This window comes from Pseudomonas sp. MF06569, assembly GCF_059862735.1.
Window position 1 is genome coordinate 104,480 of sequence record NZ_JCBCUZ010000012.1, and the last position, 17,815, is coordinate 122,294.

Here is a 17,815-nt window from a genome sequence, read left to right on the forward strand (position 1 = left end):
AGAGCAGCCGTAGCTGCTCCTTGTAATAATCATTCAGCATGTGTGCGGGAGCAGCCAAGCCGCCCCCACATGTTCAGCGTTTTTGAGTCAAGGCGCGACGCTCGAATTCAACGATGCGCTGGCGGTAGTGCTCAATGGTTTGAGCCGTCAACACACTGCGCTGATCGTCTTTGAGCTCGCCATTGAGCTCCTGGGACAGCTTGCGTGCTGCCGCAACCATCACGTCGAAAGCCTGCTTGGGATGACGCGGACCCGGCAAGCCAAGGAAGAAACTCACCGCAGGCGTGCTGAACAGGTCAATATCATCCAGATCGAATACGCCCGGCTTTACTGCGTTGGCCATGGAGAACAGGACTTCGCCATTGCCGGCCATGCTTTCGTGACGGTGGAAGATATCCATTTCGCCAAACCGCAAACCGCTTTCAAGAATGTTCTGCAACAGTGCAGGACCTTTGAACCCGGCAGGGTCACGGCTGATCACGCTGATCACCAGGACTTCTTCAGCCGCCTGCTGCGGTTGCTGCTCTTTGACTTCAACAGCCGACACGCTTGGAGCCGAACGACCACGGGGCTTGGTTTCTTGCGCAAAGTCATCATCGCGGGCGCTGATGCTCGGGCCGTCATCCAGGTCAAGATTGAGGTTCAGGTCACCCTGACTCGGCTCACCGCCACGCTTGCCACGCTTGGTGCCTTTATCTCGCGCCGGCATGCTTACGGATGGCAGGTCGTGCTCGTCAAGCATCGGCTCTTTATGATTGGGGGTATCCAGAACCCGTGAAGGGCCCAGGAGCTCGGGGCTGCTTTCGTCGTCAGGGGCGTTGGAAAAGCTGCGGTCAAGACGAAATTTGAGCTTTCCCTTGCCGCCACGCATACGGCGCCAGCCATCAAAAAGAATACCGGCGATAACCACTATGCCGATGACTATCAGCCACTCGCGCAGACCGATTTCCATGTAATCCCGTGCCCCTAAAAAATGATTCTATGAAGAAGAGCCTAAAGCCCTTTAAAACGTGGCGCCAACTCTATGTTCTGACTGGCGTTTTACCCACGTACAAAATAATTAGACGTTAAATTAACACGACCAAAGATAACTTTACACCGTCTGTCGTACTGAGCTAGGCCCATATAGCCCCCGACTTGTAAGTCATATCGGTCAAATAGTTGATATTTCTCTTACAAGAAGAAAAAAATCGTCCTACATGCTTATAGCTCAAGCGTCGACCATTGCCATCGCCTCCTCGACATCTACCGCTACAAGACGTGAGCAACCAGGCTCATGCATCGTCACACCCATCAGCTGATCCGCCATCTCCATGGCGATTTTGTTGTGAGTGATGTAGATGAATTGCACTGTCTGCGACATCTCTTTAACCAAGCGTGCATAGCGGCCTACGTTAGCGTCATCAAGCGGTGCATCGACCTCGTCGAGCATGCAAAACGGCGCCGGATTGAGCTTGAAAATGGCAAACACCAACGCCAATGCCGTCAGGGCCTTCTCGCCACCGGACAGCAAATGAATGGTGCTGTTCTTCTTGCCCGGCGGGCGCGCCATGATGGTCACCCCTGTATCGAGTAAATCTTCGCCCGTCAGTTCCAAATAAGCGCTGCCACCACCGAAAACTTTTGGGAAAAGCGCCTGTAATCCACCATTTATCTGATCAAAGGTGTCTTTAAAGCGGCTCCGGGTCTCTTTGTCGATTTTGCGGATTACGTTTTCCAACGTATCGAGCGCCTCGACCAGATCGGCATCCTGGGCATCCAGATAGCGCTTGCGCTCCGATTGCTGCTGGTACTCATCGATGGCCGCCAGGTTGATCGCGCCCAAACGCTGGATTCGCGCCGCAATGCGCTCCAACTCTTCTTCGGCCTGCTGCTCATTGACCTCGCTGTTCAGGGTGGCAAGCACCCCATGCAAATCATAGCCGTCTGCCAGTAACTGATCCTGCAACGCCGTACGCCGCACGCTCAGGGCTTGCCACTCCATGCGCTGCTGCTCCAGCTGGCCACGAATCAGCTGCGATTGTTGCTCAGCCTGATTTCGGCGCTTTTCAGCATCCCGCAATTCGCGGTCTGCATCTTCAAGTGCGGTCTGGGCAATCTTGAGTTCTTCATCCACGCTCAAGCGCTTGTCGAGCAATTCTTCGAGTTTCAGACGCAACTCTTCAAGCGGCGCTTCGCCCTCCTCCAGATTGAGGCTGAGCTGCTCGCGCTTTTCAGCCAGGCGCTCGGCCTGCAGCTCCAGTCGCTCAAGAGCCTGGCGAGTCGAATCGTGCTGCGCTTTCAGCGAGCCCAGACGAACCGCCAACTGGTGCGCGTGATCCTTGTGCTGCCGGGCATCCTGCCGCACCCGATCAAGACGCTCGCGCAGGCTGTCGCGCTGGGCCAGCAGCAGCTCGCGCTGCTCAGTGTCGGTGGCCATCGCATCCAGTGCATCCTGCAAGAGCAGGCGCGCCTCGCCCACCTGCTCATGCTCAAGTGCGCGCTGCTCACCCAGCTCGGCCAGCTCTTCATCCAGACGACGACGGCGCAGGGTCAATTGTTCGACCTTGGCTTTGCTGGCGGACAGCCTGGCCTTGATCTCGCCCTGCTGACGCGCCTCGTCCTGCATGCGACGACGAACCTGCTCGCGCGCGTCTTCCTGAGTGAGCTGCTGCTCTCTCAGACGCTGGAGCTGTTCTTCCAGAGTCGCAAGCGTCGCTTCGCGCTCTTCGCGCTCAAGCCCCAGACGCTGGATTTCCTGCCCACGCGCCAAGACGCCACTTTCGGCCTCACTGGCACGTCGCACCCGCAAAAAGTTGCGTCCAACCCAATAGCCGTCACGGCTGATCAGGCTTTGGCCGTCAACCAATTGCGCACGCAATGCCAGGGCCTGCTCAAGGGTCTCTACCGGTTTTACCTGACCCAACCAGGGCGCCAGATCAAAATCAGCCTCGACCTTTTCCAGCAAACTGCCCGCCAAATGAGAGGCCTGGGCCCCGCCACTGAACAAGCGCAAATCACCTTGGGCAAAACCGGCCAGATCCAGCCGTGCGAAGTCGTCGACCAACACGGCCTGCAAATCGGCACCCAGCACGGTTTCGACCGCCAGCTCCCACCCTGCTTCAACCCGCAAGCCCTCGGCCAGTCGAGGCTGTTCAGCCAGTTGTTGCTGACGCAGCCATTCACCAGCGCCAGTGCCCGGGTCGAGCGCTGCCTGTTGCAGGGCTTCAAGGGAAGCCAGGCGACCGTTGAGTCGCTGCAGCTCGCCCTGAGCCTGCTGTTGACTCTGTGTCGCCTGGTGCAAGTCGTGGCGCACTTGCTCCAGACGCTCGACCAGTTGTTCTTCGCTGGCGTGTAATGTTTCCTGGGACAACTCGCTGATGGCCAGTTGCTCACTTAACTCAAGGATCGCCGCATCTTCAGGGTCTGCCGCCAGCAAGGCGCGCTCTTCAGCCAACCGGCGCTGACGCTCGGCCACACGCTCCATGCTGGTTTCCAGCTGCTGGATGCGAGCTTGCAGGACTTCGGACTGGCGCTGGGGCTCGGCTGAGCGCTGATTGAAGCTGTCCCACTGCTCCTGCCAACCGTGCATGGTGTGCTCGGACACCTCCAGCGCAGCAGCGGCTTCTTCGGCGGCAGCGCTGGTCAGCTCTTGCTCGGGCTCCAGCATGTGCAGCTCTTCACCCAGGGTCGCAAGCATCGTGCGGTCATGACCCAAATGGGATTCGGTTTCCAGGCGCGAGCGCTCGGCTTCGCGCAGGTCATCCTGCAATTGGCGCAAACGCTGCTGACCATGCTGAATGCTTTGCTCGACACGGGCGATGTCCCCCCCTACCGAATAGAAGCGCCCTTGCACCAGATTGAAGCGCTCTGACAGATCGTGGTGCCCGTCACGCAGGCGTTCGATGCTGGCATCCGCATTGCGTTGCTCGGCCACCAGGGCTTCAAAGCTGACTTCCTGATTGCCGATGATCGCTTCGCGCTGCCCCACCTGCTCGTTCAGCGCCTGCCAACGCAAGGCCGACAGCTGTGCCTTGAGCTGACGCTCCTCGGCTTTGTACTCCTGATACTTTTCAGCCGCCTGGGCCTGACGATGCAGGCGCTCAAGCTGACGACCCAACTCGTCCCGCAGGTCGGTCAGACGGGCGAGGTTTTCGTGGGTGCGGCGAATACGGTTTTCGGTCTCGCGGCGACGCTCCTTGTACTTGGAGATGCCGGCCGCTTCCTCGATGAAGTTGCGCAGGTCTTCAGGCTTGGACTCGATCAGCTTGGAGATCATGCCCTGCTCGATAATCGAGTAGCTGCGCGGCCCCAGGCCCGTTCCGAGGAAGATGTCGGTGATGTCACGACGACGGCACTTGGTGCCGTTGAGGTAATAGGTCGTCTGGCTGTCACGGGTGACTTTGCGCCGAATGGAAATTTCGGCGTAGGCCGCATACTCACCCAGCAGCGTGCCGTCGGAGTTGTCAAAAACCAGCTCGATGCTGGCCTGACTCACCGGTTTGCGGGTGGTGGAACCGTTGAAGATGACATCCGTCATCGACTCGCCACGCAGGTTTTTGGCCGAACTTTCGCCCATGACCCAGCGTACGGCATCGATGATGTTCGACTTTCCGCAGCCGTTGGGACCTACAACCGCAGCCATGTTGCTGGGAAAGGTCACCGTTGTCGGATCAACGAAAGACTTGAAGCCCGCCAGCTTGATACACGTCAGGCGCACGCTCAGGCATCCGTCAAGGCAGACAGCACCAGGGCACAACTGCGCTGGGCATAGTTGCTCAGCACCACGCGAATTTGCACAAGGTCGCGAGCCAGTACGGCTTCGAGCAACTGCGCAAACAACGCCAGATACTCACTCATCTCAGCCTTGCGTTGATCCAGCGCCAGGTAATAGGCGCGGCTCATGGCCGGGTGCAGGTTCTCGACGGTTTCCTGCAAGTAGGGATTGTCGGCAAACGGGTACGCCGCACGCATCACATTGAAGCTGTCTTCAACGAAGCTGCTGATGTCCTGGCGCTCGTAGCTGGCAATCAGGCGTTGCTGGATTTGCAGAAACGGACCCAGATCGGCCTGCACGGCCCAGCGCTGGGCAACGGCATTGCCGAGCAGGATGTACATCTCGCTCATCAAGGTGCACAGGCTCTGTACATTGTGTGCGGTGAGCTCGGTCACATGGGCGCCACGTCTCGGAAGGATGGCGATGAGATGTCGGCGCTCAAGGATCAACAACGCTTCGCGCACAGAGCCGCGGCTGACATTGAGCGCCAGCGTCACTTTCTGTTCTTGAATGCGTTCCCCAGGCTTTAGCTCGCCGCGAATGATGCGTTCGGCGAGGTGGTGAGCGATTTGCTCGGCGAGGCTGTCCGGCGCCTTGAACGTCATGTTTTACCTTCAAAATCTTTGATCAGTGCAGGCGGCGCAGTGTAACGCACTTGGTGCGTGCTCGCGCAGAGCATCAGGGGCCGAATATGGCACGAAATAAGCAAATAAATCCCGTGGATTCAAATCACAGGGATGACCGATCTCTATTTCTTGACCCGCAGGTCAGCTTTAGCTAAATTCAGTACATCCCGCGTTACAACAATAATGATTATGCGAGGCCTTCCGTGATCCAGTTCCTACTTAACCAGACGCTGCGCACCGAGCACACGCTGGACCCGAATTTAACCGTGCTCAATTATTTGCGTGAACACCTGCACAAATCCGGCACCAAGGAAGGTTGCGCGAGCGGCGACTGTGGCGCCTGCACAGTGGTAGTAGGCGAACTGCACACAAATGACCAGGGCCTTGAGCGTGTGCGCTATCGCAGTCTCAACTCGTGCCTGACTTTTGTGTCGGCGTTGCACGGCAAGCAACTGATCAGCGTCGAAGACTTGAAGCACAAAGGCCAACTGCACAGCGTGCAGCGGGCAATGGTCGACTGCCACGGTTCACAGTGCGGTTTCTGCACGCCGGGTTTTGTGATGTCCCTGTTCGCCCTGCAAAAAAACAGCTCGGGCCAGCCTGATAGCCATCAGGCCCACGAAGCACTGGCGGGCAACCTGTGCCGCTGCACCGGTTACAGGCCGATCCTGGCCGCCGCCGAACAAGCCTGCGGCGCACAACAGCATGACCAGTTTGATGCGTATCAAGACGAAACCATCACCCTTCTCAAGTCCATTTCCCCTACACAGACCGGGGAACTGAACAGCGGTGACAAACGCTGCCTGCTGCCCTTGACCATCAGTGATCTGGCCGAGCTGTATGAGTCCCAACCCCAGGCACGCCTGCTGGCCGGAGGCACCGATCTGGCCCTGGAAGTCACGCAGTTCCATCGTCCGCTGCCGGTCATGATTTACGTCGGCAACGTGGCCGAAATGAAGCTCATCGAGCGCTTCGATGATCGCCTTGAAATAGGCGCGGCCGTTTCGCTGACAGACGCTTACGGCACGCTCAAGGCCGAGTACCCGGACTTCGGCGAACTGCTGCAGCGCTTCGCCTCGCTGCAAATCCGCAACCAGGGAACCCTGGGAGGCAATATCGGCAATGCCTCGCCGATTGGTGACTCACCGCCGCTGCTGATCGCTCTGGGCGCGCAGCTGGTACTGCGCAAGGGCCAAAGCCGACGCACCCTGGCGATCGAGGACTACTTCATCGACTACCGGGTAACCGCGCGCCAGGAAGGGGAATTTATCGAAAAAATCATTATTCCCCGTGCTGACGCCAGCCATTCATTTCGTGCCTACAAGATCTCCAAGCGTCTGGACGATGACATCAGCGCCGTATGCGCGGCATTCAACCTGCGTATCGACAACGGCGTGGTGAGCGGGGCTCGCGTGGCATTCGGAGGCATGGCCGCCATCTCCAAACGCGCCAACGCCTGCGAAGCTGCACTGCTCGGCGCAGACTGGAACTCGATCACCATTGAACGCGCCTGCACGGCATTGGCAACAGATTTCACCCCGTTGTCAGATTTTCGCGCCAGCAAGGAATACCGCCTGTTGAGTGCCCAGAACCTGCTGCGCAAGTACTTCATCGAACTGCAGGCACCACAGCTTGAGACGCGGGTAACAGCTTATGTCTAACCATCACAAGATCGAGCCAACCCAGGCCGAATTGACGGCCCTGTTCCAACAGGACCTGAAAACGGGTGTAGGTCGCAGCGTCAAGCATGACAGCGCCGAAAAGCACGTCTCGGGTGAGGCGCAGTACATCGATGACCGGCTCGAATTCCCCAACCAGCTGCATCTCTACGCACGCCTGTCAGACCGGGCTCACGCCAGAATCGTCCGCGTCGACACTACGCCCTGCTACGCCTTTGAAGGTGTGCGTCTGGTCATTACCCACGAGGACATTCCCGGCCTCAAGGACATCGGCCCGCTGCTGCCCGGCGACCCGTTGCTGGCCATCGACAAGGTGGAATATGTAGGCCAGGCAGTCCTGGCGGTAGCCGCCCATGACCTGGACACCGCGCGCATGGCGGCAATGGCCGCCATTATCGAATACGAAGACCTGGAGCCAGTGCTGGATGTAGTCCAGGCGCTACGCAACAAGCACTTTGTGCTCGACACCCACACCCATGAACGGGGCGACTCAAGCGGCGCGCTGGCGGGGGCCGACAATCGCCTGCAGGGCAGTTTGCATATCGGTGGACAGGAACACTTCTATCTCGAAACACAGATCTCATCGGTAATGCCCACCGAAGACGGCGGGATGATCGTGTACTGCTCCACGCAAAACCCTACCGAAGTGCAAAAGCTGGTGGCTGAAGTACTGGATGTTTCGATGAACAAAATCGTCGTCGACATGCGGCGCATGGGCGGCGGCTTTGGCGGCAAGGAGACGCAGGCTGCAGGCCCTGCGTGCATGTGTGCAGTGGTGGCACGCCTGACCGGGCAGCCCACCAAAATGCGCCTGCCACGGGTCGAAGACATGCTGATGACCGGCAAGCGCCACCCGTTTTATATCGAGTACGACGTCGGCTTTGACGCCCGTGGCCGGCTGCAGGGCATCAAGCTGGATCTGGCGGGCAACTGCGGCTGCTCACCGGACCTGTCCAACTCCATCGTCGACCGCGCCATGTTCCACGCCGATAACGCGTACTACCTGGGCGATGCGACGATCAATGGCTATCGCTGCAAGACCAATACCGCGTCAAACACTGCCTACCGCGGGTTTGGCGGCCCGCAAGGCATGGTCGCAATCGAAGAAGTCATGGACCACATTGCCCGCCATTTGGGTCTGGATCCCCTGGCCGTGCGCAAGGCCAACTACTACGGCAAAACCAAACGCAATGTGACTCACTACTACCAGACCGTGGAGCACAACCTGCTGGAAGAAATGACCGCCGACCTGGAAGCCAGCAGCCACTACGCCGAACGCCGGGAGTTAATCAAGGCGTTCAACGCCAATAGCCCCATCCTTAAGAAAGGTTTGGCACTGACTCCGGTCAAGTTCGGAATATCCTTTACCGCCAGCTTTCTCAATCAGGCAGGAGCACTGGTTCACATCTACACCGATGGCAGCATCCATCTCAACCACGGCGGCACCGAGATGGGCCAGGGGTTGAACACCAAGGTCGCGCAAGTGGTGGCCGAAGTGTTCCAGGTGGAAATCAGCCGGGTGCAGATCACTGCCACCAACACGGACAAGGTCCCGAATACCTCGCCTACAGCGGCTTCAAGCGGGGCTGACCTCAATGGCAAGGCCGCGCAAAATGCAGCCGAGACCATCAAGCTAAGGCTGGTGGAGTTTGCCGCCGGCAAGTATCAGGTCGAGCAACAGGAGGTGATTTTCCACAATGGCCAGGTGCGCGTTGGCGAACAGGTCATCAGCTTTGAAACCCTGATCCAGCAGGCCTATTTCGGCCAGGTGTCGCTGTCGAGTACAGGCTTCTACAAAACGCCAAAGATCTTCTATGACCGCACTCAGGCACGGGGACGGCCGTTTTACTACTTTGCCTTTGGTGCCGCCTGCGCCGAAGTGATCGTTGACACCCTCACCGGCGAATACAAAATGTTGCGCACGGATATCCTGCACGACGTTGGCGCTTCGCTGAACCCGGCCATCGACATCGGCCAGGTGGAAGGCGGCTATATTCAGGGCGCCGGGTGGCTGACCATGGAGGAACTGGTGTGGAACGCCAAAGGCAAATTGATGACCAATGGCCCGGCCAGCTACAAGATACCTGCCGTGGCGGATATGCCACTGGACCTGCGCGTCACGCTGGTAGAAAACCGAAAAAACCCGGAAGACACCGTATTCCACTCCAAAGCAGTCGGCGAGCCGCCGTTCATGCTCGGTATCGCGGCCTGGTGTGCAATCAAGGACGCCGTGGCGAGCTTGGCCGACTATCGCGTACAACCTGCCATTAACGCCCCGGCCACCCCGGAACGGGTCCTGTGGGGCTGTGAGCAAATGCGCAAGGTTTTGTCGGGAGATCAGCATGAATAACTGGATCAGCGCCCTGGCCGAGTTGCAGCAGCAGGGAGAGCCCTGCGTGCTGGTCACCATCATTGAGGAGCAAGGCTCGACACCTCGCAATGCCGGTTCAAAAATGGTGATCTGCGCGCACCAGACATTCGACACCATTGGCGGCGGTCATCTGGAATACAAGGCGATGGAGATTGCCCGCCAGATGCTGGGCAGCGGCAAGCAAGACACCCATCTGCAACGCTTCAGCCTGGGCGCCAGCCTGGGCCAGTGTTGCGGAGGAGTGACCGTATTGCTGTTCGAACCCATGGGCCAGGTCCAGGCACACATCGCCGTATTTGGCGCAGGTCATGTGGCCCGGGCACTGGTGCCCCTGCTCGCCAGCCTGCCCTGCCGGGTGCGCTGGATTGACTCGCGGGAGCAGGAGTTCCCGGCGCTCATCCCCCAAGGCGTAGAAAAAATCGTCACCGACGAGCCCGTCGACGAGATTCAAGCACTGCCAGCGGGTTGCTACTGCATCGTCATGACGCATAATCACGCCCTGGATCTGGAACTCAGCGCCGCCCTGCTCAAACGCAACGACTTTACCTACTTCGGCTTGATTGGCTCTAAAACCAAACGCGTGAAGTTCGAACACCGCCTGCGTGACCGGGGTATCAGCGCATCACATGTGCAGCGCATGCGCTGCCCGATGGGATTGAGCGAAGTCAAAGGCAAACTGCCTGTCGAAATCGCAATTTCCATCGCAGGCGAAATCATCGCCACCTACAACACCCACTTCGGCCAGCACACCGCCTGTGCCGACAGCGCGCCATCCGAATCCATTAAACAATTGCTGCCGTCTTCACGACGCAGCCATGCCACACACTGAGAATTATCATGACCTGTAAAGCCTACCGCGCCGCCATTTTGCACAGCATTGCCGATCCCGCCGACGTCGGGATCGAGGCCTCCTATGAATACTTCGAAGACGGTCTGCTGGTGGTGGAAAACGGGCAGATCAAAGCGGTCGGGCCTGCCAGCGAACTGCTCGCAACACTGGCTGGCGACATAGACGTCACCGAGTACAAGGATGCCCTGATCACACCGGGCTTTATCGATACGCACATCCACTTTCCGCAGACCGGGATGATTGGTGCCTACGGCGAGCAATTGCTCGACTGGCTCAACACCTACACCTTCCCGTGCGAAAACCAGTTCGCCGACAAGGCACATGCTGACGAAGTTGCCGATATTTTCCTCAAGGAACTGCTGCGCAATGGCACCACTACGGCGCTGGTGTTTGGGAGTGTGCATCCGCAATCGGTCGATGCCTTGTTTGAAGCGGCACAGCGACTGGACCTGCGCCTGATCGCCGGCAAAGTGATGATGGACCGCAACGCCCCCGAATACCTGACCGACACAGCCGAAACCAGTTACATCGAAAGCAAGGCGCTGATCGAACGCTGGCACGGGAAAGGCCGCCTGCATTACGCCGTTACCCCGCGCTTTGCACCGACCAGCACCCCGGAGCAATTAACCCTGGCGGGCAAGTTGCTGGGTGAATATCCGGATGTGTACCTGCATACCCATATCAGCGAGAACCTTCAGGAAATCGAGTGGGTCAAGTCGCTGTTCCCTGAGCGCAAAGGCTATCTGGATGTGTATGACCACTACCAACTGCTGGGTGAGCGTTCGGTGTTTGCCCACGGCGTGCATCTGTGTGATGAGGAATGTGCACGCCTGGCCGAAACAGGCTCTGCGGTGGCTTTCTGCCCGACTTCCAATCTGTTTCTGGGCAGCGGCCTGTTCAACCTGCCGATGGCCGAGAAGCACAAACTCAATGTGGGCCTGGGAACGGATGTTGGCGCAGGTACCAGCTTCTCGTTGCTCAACACATTGAACGAAGCCTACAAGGTCATGCAGTTGCAAGGCGCTCGTCTGGATCCGTTCAAATCGTTGTATCTGGCCACTCTGGGCGGCGCGCGGGCACTGCGCCTGGAAGACCGGATCGGCAACCTGCAACCGGGTAGCGATGCCGACTTCGTGGTACTGGACTACAACGCAACGCCGCTGATGAGCTATCGCCTGAAGCAATCAAAAAACATCGCTGAAACGTTGTTTGTATTGATGACCCTGGGCGACGACCGCACGGTGCAACAGACCTATGCAGCGGGCAATCTGGTGCATCAGCGCTGAATGAATGGCTACCTTGGCCTGCACACTGTTACAGGCCATAGAGAGTTAAAGCCTTGTAGCAGCTGCCGAAGGAACGAGGCTGCGTTCGGCGACGTAGTCGTCGTAAACCCTGAAAACCTGGTTTAACTGATACACCGCAGTCTCAGATTTTACGACGGCTGCGCCGCCGAACGCAGCCGTCGTTCCTCGGCAGCTGCTACGGGATTTGACTCGCCTTACAGACAAGTAGCTACACGATTGCAACGACTCTTAGAGCTTGGCAGCAGGCCGGGGGCCTTTGCTCTTGGTTTGCAGCAAGTGCGAAAACACCGCGTGCAGGTCATCCGAGGCGCTTTCTTCGTCAAGGTTGAGCTTGCTGTCGATGTGATCCATGTGGTGCATCATCAGGTGCACGGCCTGGGAAGCATCACGGGCTTCAATGGCATCGATCAACTGCATGTGTTCGTCGTAGGAGCAATGTGAGCGGTTGCCACTCTCGTACTGAGCAATGATCAACGAGGTTTGCGATACGAGGCTGCGCTGAAAGCTGATCAGCGGCGCATTTTTAGCCGCTTCTGCCAACTTCAAGTGGAACTCGCCTGACAGCCGGATACCCGCGCCACGATCGCCTCGCGAAAAGCTGTCGCGCTCGTCCTGCACCATTTTGCGCAGTTGCGACAAGTCATCGGCAGTAGCGTGGACCACCGCCAATTCAGTAATGGCCTTTTCAACCAGTCGACGCGCCAGAAACACCTGCCGCGCTTCTTCTACGCTCGGGCTCGCTACCACCGCACCACGATTGGGACGCAGCAGCACCACCCCTTCATGGGCCAGGCGCGACAATGCACGACGAATAATGGTGCGGCTCACCCCGAAGATTTCGCCCAATGCCTCTTCACTCAACTTTGTGCCAGGCGCCAGACGCTGTTCGAGGATCGCCTCAAAAATATGCGCATAGACGATATCGTCCTGGGTTCCACTGCGGCCGGCCTTGCCAGCGCGGGATTGTTTCTTGAGAGGCTGCAACTGTTCGTTCATGGTTACTCGTGTGGGGAAGCGGCGGCGGATGAAGTTACGCTAATACGTAAACGGGCGTCGCTGACTGGTAATTAATGCAAAAAGCAAGACTCATTGTACACAAGCCAGAGTGCCAGTACGACTGTACGGTCATATACGATCCCGTCTGTATCGCAATGAAATGTGACATTTGCGTTTAGGCTTGCGCCTTGCTCTAACTCTTATCAAGAACAAGGAATGCCGCTCCATGACGGACGCCACTCAGCCACGCTTGCACCCTCTGGCAGACACCTCTCCCTCGGCTGTAGTCGCAGGGTTTATCGCCATGATGACTGGCTACACCAGTTCCCTGGTCCTCATGTTTCAAGCAGGTCAGGCAGCGGGACTCACCAGCGGGCAGATCTCGTCATGGATTTGGGCGCTGTCGATCGGCATGGCCATTTGCAGCATAGGCTTGTCTTTACGCTACCGCACACCGATTACCATCGCCTGGTCAACGCCGGGGGCTGCGCTGCTGATCACCAGCCTGGGCGGTGTCAGCTACCACGAAGCCATCGGCGCCTACATCACTTGTGCGGTGCTGGTGATCATCTGCGGCATGACCGGCAGCTTTGAACGTCTGGTCAAACGTATTCCCTCGTCTCTGGCTGCGGCCTTGCTGGCAGGAATCCTGTTCAAGATCGGCAGCGAAATATTCGTCGCTGCCCAGCACCGTACCGGCCTGGTCATTGGCATGTTTTTCACTTACCTGATCGTCAAACGCCTGTCGCCCCGCTATGCGGTACTGGCGGCCCTGGTGATTGGCACTCTGATCTCGGGTTTGCTCGGGCTACTGGACTTCAGCGGTTTCGCCCTCGAAGTGGCGGTACCGGTATGGACCACACCTTCATTCTCGCTGGCCGCAACCATCAGCATCGGTATTCCCCTGTTTGTCGTCGCCATGACGTCGCAAAACATGCCGGGCATCGCCGTGCTGCGGGCCGACGGTTACAGCGTGCCCGCTTCGCCGCTGATCACCACCACCGGCGTGGCTTCACTGCTGCTTGCCCCTTTTGGCTCCCACGGGATCAACCTGGCTGCGATCAGCGCCGCTATCTGCACCGGCCCCCATGCCCACGAAGACCCTAAAAAGCGCTACACCGCGGCCATGTGGTGCGGGATTTTCTATGGCATTGCCGGCGTTTTTGGCGCCACCCTTGCTGCGCTGTTTGCAGCCTTGCCCAAGGAGTTGGTGCTGTCCATTGCTGCACTGGCCCTGTTCGGCTCGATCATCAATGGCTTGACCATTGCCATGAGTGAATCCAGAGAGCGCGAGGCGGCCCTGGTGACCTTCATGGTCACAGCATCGGGCATGAGCCTGTTCTCGGTCGGCTCGGCCTTTTGGGGAATTGTCGCGGGTGTGCTGACCCTGATAATCCTGAACTTTAAATCACGCTGACTGATCAGATCGCCAGCGCCCCACCATCGACAGCCAACGCATGGCCGGTGGTAAACGCCGCGCCGTCCGAGCACAGGTACAAGACGGCGCTGGCGACCTCCTCAACCTTGCCGATGCGCCCCACCGGGTGAATCGCGGCAGCAAACTCGGCCTTGCGCGGATCGGCTTCATAGGCGCGCCGGAACATATCGGTATCAATCACTGCCGGGCACACCGCGTTCACCCGAATATGCTTTTTCGCATATTCGATGGCCGCTGATTTCGTCAGCCCGATCACCGCATGTTTGGACGCCGAGTAGATGCTCATCTTCGGCGCAGCCCCCAACCCCGCTACCGATGCCGTGTTGACGATCGCCCCGCCGCCCTGAGCCAGCATCAATGGCAGCTGATATTTCATGCATAACCAGACACCTTTGACGTTCACTCCCATGATCGCGTCGAATTCGTCCAGCGTGCCATCAGCCAGGCGACCATGCTCGATCTCGATCCCCGCATTGTTGAAGGCATAATCCAGCCGACCGTAGGCGCTGATGACCTGCTCCATCAACTGCCTGACTTGCGCCTCCACGGTGACATCACACCTTACGAAAACAGCACTGCCACCCGCCGCCTTTATCTGGTCGACCGTGCATTCGCCCCCTGCCACATCCAGATCGGCCACCACCACTTTCAAGCCTTCGCCCGCAAATGCCAGGGCCGCGGCTCGGCCGATACCTGCTCCAGCGCCCGTAACCACTGCCACTTGCCCGGCAAACGTCATGCCCATTGTTGTTGTCCTCTGAGGGGTACGCCTGCACTGTGAACGGTTCTGGTGCAGTCATCGACTTATTTATCCGAGTGATACAGGCCTGCATATAACCATCACCACAACTGATAAAAACCTATTCGTGATCCGGGATTCACTTGCCCTGAGGCTCAAGAAGGTCTATCAACAGACATCATTTTCCAAGGGGTTATTGCAATGACTGACCAGACAAATCGCCAATTCCTGCTCGCCAAACGTCCAGTCGGTGCAGCGACCCGCGATACATTCACTTTTCAGGAAGTTGCGGTCGTACAACCTAAAGAAGGACAGATCCTTGTCAGGAACGAGTACCTGTCCCTCGACCCGGCCATGCGCGGCTGGATGAACGAAGGCAAGTCCTATATCCCGCCAGTGGCTCTGGGTGAAGTCATGCGCGCACTGGGTGTAGGCAAAGTCATCGCCTCCGCCCACCCCGGCTTTGCCGTCGGTGATTACGTCAATGGCGCCTTGGGGGTTCAGGATTACTTCGTGGGTGAGCCGCGAGGGTTCTACAAAGTAGACCCCGCACTTGCGCCACTGCCTGTGTATTTGTCCGCCTTGGGCATGACCGGCATGACCGCCTACTTCGCCCTGCTCGAAGTAGGCACCCCCAAGGCGGGCGACACCGTGGTGATTTCTGGCGCAGCAGGCGCAGTGGGCAGCATTGCCGGTCAAATCGCCAAGCTTAAAGGCTGCCGCGTAGTGGGCATTGCTGGCGGGAAAGAAAAGTGCGCGTTGCTGACCCAGGAATTGGGCTTTGACGGCGCGATCGACTACAAAAATGAGGATGTTGTCGCGGGGCTTAAACGAGAATGCCCTAAGGGCGTTGATGTGTTTTTCGACAACGTCGGCGGCGATATTCTCGACGCCGTGCTTAGCCGCCTGAATTTCAAGGCTCGTGTCATCATTTGCGGTGCAATTAGCCAGTACAACAACAAGGAGGCCGTGAAAGGCCCGTCCAACTACTTGTCACTGTTGGTCAATCGCGCACGCATGGAAGGCTTTGTAGTGATGGACTATGCCGATCGCTACGTAGCTGCCGGACAGGAAATGGCGGGATGGCTGGCTAAAGGCCAACTAACAAGCAAAGAACATATTGTCGAAGGGCTGGAAAGCTTTCCGGAAAGCCTGATGAAACTGTTTAGCGGGGAAAACTTCGGCAAGCTGGTTCTGAAGCTCTGAAGCGACATGTTGCTGCGGGAGTTGGCTTGCCAACTCCCGCACACTGCTTTAAGCCAGTTCCGCGACCACTGCAGCCAGCGCTTTGGCTGGATCTGCCGCCTGGCTGATTGGACGGCCGATAACCAGGTAATCAGAGCCGGCATCCAGTGCCTGGCGCGGGGTCAGAATACGGCGCTGATCATCCTGAGCACTGCCGGCAGGACGGATCCCCGGGGTCACCAGCTGCAGAGTCGGGTGCGCGGCCTTCAACGCTTGCGCCTCAAGGGCAGAACATACCAGGCCATCCATACCGGCCTTCTCGGCCAGGGCTGCAAGTCGCAACACCTGCTCTTGAGGTTCAATATCCAGGCCTATACCGGCGAGGTCTTCGCGCTCCATGCTGGTCAGTACAGTGACCCCAATCAGCAACGGCTGTGGACCGGTACGCTTGTCGAGCACTTCACGACAAGCAGCCATCATGCGCAAACCGCCAGAACAGTGCACGTTAACCATCCATACGCCCATTTCAGCAGCAGCTTTGACCGCCATTGCCGTGGTGTTGGGGATGTCGTGAAACTTGAGATCCAGGAACACCTCGAAACCCTTGTCACGCAGAGTGCCGACAATTTCCGAAGCGCAGCTGGTGAACAGCTCTTTGCCTACCTTGACGCGGCACAACTTGGGGTCCAACTGATCAGCCAGCTTCAGTGCGGCGTCACGCGTTGGGAAATCCAGGGCGACGATAATAGGAGTCTGGCAGTCGGACATTAGCGGGTTCTCAGGCTGGTCGAAATCGGCGCGCATTGTAGCGGAACCAGCCGCCAACCGGCACCCGATGATCGTAAATTCATGATTTTAGTCATTACCGGGGTAATAACGCGCGCTACCGTATAAGCGGCCTACAATGGAACTAGTACACTCCTACAGACATAAACAGTAATGCACTGCGCAATCCCTGCCCAGTGAAGTTCGAACCAAGGAGAACGCGATGCCGTGGTATGCCTGGTTAATACTTATTGTCGCCATCGGTGCCATCGTGGGTGGTCTGATGACCCTGCGTGACACTGCCAACAAAGTGGAACTCACCGATGAGCAACGCAAGCGCGTAGCCGAACGCAACGCAGAAATGGACGCCAAAGAATCCAAGGACCGATAAACACCTGATTTGGTCAGGAGCTGAATCACAAGGAACGGGTTCCAAAGGCAAAAAGCTACACACCCTTACATGAACATCCAATGCATCGCCTTTGAGCTCAACGCTATGATGGTCCATTGCATAAAGAGACATGTGTCATGCGCTACTCACAAGATCATAAAGCCCAAACCCATCAGCGCATCGTTAAGGAGGCATCAGGCCTGTTCCGTCGAGACGGCATTGGTGCCACGGGCCTGCAGCCACTGATGAAATCCCTGGGCCTCACCCACGGCGGTTTTTATGCTCATTTCTCATCCAAAAACGACTTGGTAGAAAAAGCATTGCAGCACGCTGCTGGCCAGGTTGACGGCATTTGTGCCGAACTGTTCAGCCAGCCACAACCTCTGCACGCATTCATTGATGCATATTTGTCCGAGTGGCACCTGACCTCCCCCCACGAGGGTTGCCCGTTACCAACCATGTCAGCAGAAATGGCACAACAGGGGCAGGCTAGCTCGACCACTGACTACGTGATCGATGCAAGGCTCAAACAGATCCAGGCCACACTGCAAGGGCCAGATGCCGAGGACCAAAGCATTGTCATTTGTAAGCGCTCCATAAACCCCACCAACTTAAAGATGGGTAACGCGCCTAGTTAGGCGACACCAGCGAGCAGTTCCACGGCAACAGCGCTTCGTAATCTTCAACCGAGGTCGCCAGTGGCAGCCGTTCT

The 17,815-nt window shown here is 57.9% G+C and carries 14 protein-coding genes; 8 read left to right on the top strand and 6 right to left on the bottom strand.

Translation table 11 applies throughout. The features are described 5' to 3' along the window. Nucleotides 1-73: 73 nt before the first annotated feature. The 3 genes from zipA to AC19YQ_RS13705 form a co-directional block, all read right to left on the bottom strand. The gene (gene zipA / locus AC19YQ_RS13695; protein ID WP_500595319.1) at nt 74-952 is read right to left on the bottom strand and encodes a cell division protein ZipA; all 879 of its coding nucleotides are present in this window, start codon (nt 950-952) and stop codon (nt 74-76) included. 258 nt (nt 953-1,210) lie between these two features. Continuing rightward, nucleotides 1,211-4,699, bottom strand: coding sequence for a chromosome segregation protein SMC (gene smc, locus AC19YQ_RS13700; protein ID WP_500595320.1), 3,489 nt, complete (start codon nt 4,697-4,699; stop codon nt 1,211-1,213). 2 nt (nt 4,700-4,701) lie between these two features. Next, nucleotides 4,702-5,361, bottom strand: coding sequence for a GntR family transcriptional regulator (locus tag AC19YQ_RS13705; RefSeq protein ID WP_133077131.1), 660 nt, complete (start codon nt 5,359-5,361; stop codon nt 4,702-4,704). Between the two features lie 224 nt (nt 5,362-5,585). On the opposite strand from AC19YQ_RS13705, the gene xdhA reads away from it, so the two are divergent. Genes xdhA through guaD form a run of 4 tightly spaced genes read left to right on the top strand, consistent with a single transcriptional unit; the run spans nt 5,586 to nt 11,568 of the window. Next, nucleotides 5,586-7,043 (top strand): xanthine dehydrogenase small subunit, encoded by a 1,458-nt coding sequence (gene xdhA, locus AC19YQ_RS13710; protein ID WP_339474078.1) that lies wholly within the window; start codon nt 5,586-5,588, stop codon nt 7,041-7,043. After that, nucleotides 7,036-9,411 (top strand): xanthine dehydrogenase molybdopterin binding subunit, encoded by a 2,376-nt coding sequence (gene xdhB, locus AC19YQ_RS13715; RefSeq protein WP_500595321.1) that lies wholly within the window; start codon nt 7,036-7,038, stop codon nt 9,409-9,411. Before xdhA ends, xdhB begins: the two co-directional genes overlap by 8 nt. Further along, nucleotides 9,404-10,261, top strand: a complete 858-nt coding sequence (gene xdhC / locus AC19YQ_RS13720; protein ID WP_500595322.1) for a xanthine dehydrogenase accessory protein XdhC — start codon at nt 9,404-9,406, stop codon at nt 10,259-10,261. Before xdhB ends, xdhC begins: the two co-directional genes overlap by 8 nt. 8 nt (nt 10,262-10,269) lie before the next feature. Continuing rightward, complete coding sequence (gene guaD / locus AC19YQ_RS13725; protein ID WP_500595323.1) at nt 10,270-11,568, top strand: guanine deaminase; 1,299 nt, start codon at nt 10,270-10,272, stop codon at nt 11,566-11,568. 249 nt (nt 11,569-11,817) lie between these two features. Here the strand turns inward: guaD and AC19YQ_RS13730 are convergent, their stop codons facing one another. Continuing rightward, nucleotides 11,818-12,585, bottom strand: coding sequence for a GntR family transcriptional regulator (locus tag AC19YQ_RS13730; protein ID WP_339474084.1), 768 nt, complete (start codon nt 12,583-12,585; stop codon nt 11,818-11,820). Between the two features lie 226 nt (nt 12,586-12,811). On the opposite strand from AC19YQ_RS13730, the gene AC19YQ_RS13735 reads away from it, so the two are divergent. Next, a complete protein-coding gene (locus AC19YQ_RS13735) occupies nt 12,812-14,002 on the top strand; it encodes a benzoate/H(+) symporter BenE family transporter (RefSeq protein ID WP_339474086.1) in 1,191 nt (396 codons plus the stop codon). A 4-nt stretch (nt 14,003-14,006) separates the two neighbouring features. Here the strand turns inward: AC19YQ_RS13735 and AC19YQ_RS13740 are convergent, their stop codons facing one another. Continuing rightward, nucleotides 14,007-14,768, bottom strand: a complete 762-nt coding sequence (locus AC19YQ_RS13740; RefSeq protein WP_339474088.1) for an SDR family oxidoreductase — start codon at nt 14,766-14,768, stop codon at nt 14,007-14,009. Between the two features lie 195 nt (nt 14,769-14,963). Between AC19YQ_RS13740 and AC19YQ_RS13745 the strand changes: the two genes are divergently transcribed. After that, a complete protein-coding gene (locus tag AC19YQ_RS13745) occupies nt 14,964-15,968 on the top strand; it encodes an NADP-dependent oxidoreductase (RefSeq protein WP_326425938.1) in 1,005 nt (334 codons plus the stop codon). A gap of 48 nt (nt 15,969-16,016) precedes the next feature. Here the strand turns inward: AC19YQ_RS13745 and pyrF are convergent, their stop codons facing one another. Then, on the bottom strand, nt 16,017-16,715 hold the full coding sequence (gene pyrF, locus AC19YQ_RS13750) for an orotidine-5'-phosphate decarboxylase (RefSeq protein WP_326399106.1): 699 nt from the start codon (nt 16,713-16,715) through the stop codon (nt 16,017-16,019). A 220-nt stretch (nt 16,716-16,935) separates the two neighbouring features. Here pyrF and AC19YQ_RS13755 point away from each other — a divergent pair, with 220 nt between their 5' ends. Together AC19YQ_RS13755 and AC19YQ_RS13760 are read left to right on the top strand one after the other, a co-directional pair. Next, nucleotides 16,936-17,103 (top strand): DUF2897 family protein, encoded by a 168-nt coding sequence (locus tag AC19YQ_RS13755; protein WP_019826736.1) that lies wholly within the window; start codon nt 16,936-16,938, stop codon nt 17,101-17,103. 137 nt (nt 17,104-17,240) lie between these two features. Continuing rightward, nucleotides 17,241-17,741: a TetR/AcrR family transcriptional regulator gene (locus tag AC19YQ_RS13760; protein ID WP_500595324.1), complete on the top strand. Its 501-nt coding sequence runs from the start codon at nt 17,241-17,243 to the stop codon at nt 17,739-17,741. Nucleotides 17,742-17,815 lie beyond the last annotated feature (74 nt).

Bases quoted from the DNA above. Each gene is read 5' to 3' on its own strand.
- zipA (WP_500595319.1), bottom strand. From the start codon at position 952: ATGGAAATCGGTCTGCGCGAGTGGCTGATAGTCATCGGCATAGTGGTT.
- AC19YQ_RS13705 (WP_133077131.1), bottom strand. From the start codon at position 5,361: ATGACGTTCAAGGCGCCGGACAGCCTCGCCGAGCAAATCGCTCACCAC.
- xdhB (WP_500595321.1), top strand. From the start codon at position 7,036: ATGTCTAACCATCACAAGATCGAGCCAACCCAGGCCGAATTGACGGCC.
- xdhC (WP_500595322.1), top strand. From the start codon at position 9,404: ATGAATAACTGGATCAGCGCCCTGGCCGAGTTGCAGCAGCAGGGAGAG.
- guaD (WP_500595323.1), top strand. From the start codon at position 10,270: ATGACCTGTAAAGCCTACCGCGCCGCCATTTTGCACAGCATTGCCGAT.
- AC19YQ_RS13730 (WP_339474084.1), bottom strand. From the start codon at position 12,585: ATGAACGAACAGTTGCAGCCTCTCAAGAAACAATCCCGCGCTGGCAAG.
- AC19YQ_RS13735 (WP_339474086.1), top strand. From the start codon at position 12,812: ATGACGGACGCCACTCAGCCACGCTTGCACCCTCTGGCAGACACCTCT.
- AC19YQ_RS13740 (WP_339474088.1), bottom strand. From the start codon at position 14,768: ATGGGCATGACGTTTGCCGGGCAAGTGGCAGTGGTTACGGGCGCTGGA.
- AC19YQ_RS13745 (WP_326425938.1), top strand. From the start codon at position 14,964: ATGACTGACCAGACAAATCGCCAATTCCTGCTCGCCAAACGTCCAGTC.
- pyrF (WP_326399106.1), bottom strand. From the start codon at position 16,715: ATGTCCGACTGCCAGACTCCTATTATCGTCGCCCTGGATTTCCCAACG.
- AC19YQ_RS13755 (WP_019826736.1), top strand. From the start codon at position 16,936: ATGCCGTGGTATGCCTGGTTAATACTTATTGTCGCCATCGGTGCCATC.
- AC19YQ_RS13760 (WP_500595324.1), top strand. From the start codon at position 17,241: ATGCGCTACTCACAAGATCATAAAGCCCAAACCCATCAGCGCATCGTT.